This window comes from Pseudomonas psychrophila, from assembly GCF_001043005.1.
GTDB classification, from domain to species: Bacteria; Pseudomonadota; Gammaproteobacteria; order Pseudomonadales; family Pseudomonadaceae; genus Aquipseudomonas; species Aquipseudomonas psychrophila.
Map to the genome: position 1 here is coordinate 1 of NZ_JYKZ01000076.1, position 631 is coordinate 631.

Annotated in this window: 2 protein-coding genes; both read right to left on the bottom strand. The window is 60.5% G+C overall.

The annotated features are described in order from the left end of the window. A partial coding sequence (locus TU76_RS24150; protein WP_193388250.1) for an SDR family oxidoreductase occupies positions 1–362 on the bottom strand: 362 nt, incomplete at its 3' end. Then, positions 359–631 (bottom strand): GDP-mannose 4,6-dehydratase (locus tag TU76_RS24155; protein ID WP_048352676.1); only part of this gene is annotated, 273 nt, incomplete at its 5' end. The genes TU76_RS24155 and TU76_RS24150, both read right to left, overlap by 4 nt.

Here is a 631-nt window from a genome sequence, read left to right on the forward strand (position 1 = left end):
TCGGTATAGGGTGCTGTTTGGGTGCCATCGAACACGTAATCGGTGGAGTAATGAATCAGCGGGATGCCCAATGCACCCGCCTCTTCAGCCAATACGCCAGGCGCGGTGCCATTGATTGCATACGCCAGCGCCGGTTCGCTTTCAGCCAGATCCACCGAGGTGTGCGCGGCGGCGGTAATGATCAGGTCGGGCGTGTGTGCCCGCACCTGAGCACGGATTTGCGCGGGCTGGTTCAGATCAAGCGTGTCGCGGCCCAGCACAATCAGTTCGCCAAGTCCGGTCAGGTGCTTTTGCAGCTCGATTGCCACTTGCCCGGTTTTGCCGATGACGAGGATTTTCAAGGGCGCTGCGGGCTGCTTCATGCCATCAGATCCCGCGGAGCAGTGAAGCCCAGGCGCTGGCCCTGATAGCTGCCGTCCTGAACGTGCTTGCACCAGTCAAGGTTATCCAGATACCACTGCACGGTTTTGCGCAGGCCGGTTTCGAAGGTTTCTTCGGGCACCCAGCCCAGTTCGCGCTCGATCTTGCTGGCGTCGATGGCATAGCGTCGGTCGTGACCGGGGCGGTCTTCGACAAAGGTAATCAGGTCGGCAAACCGTGCAATACCGGCAGGACGCTCTGGCGCGAGTTC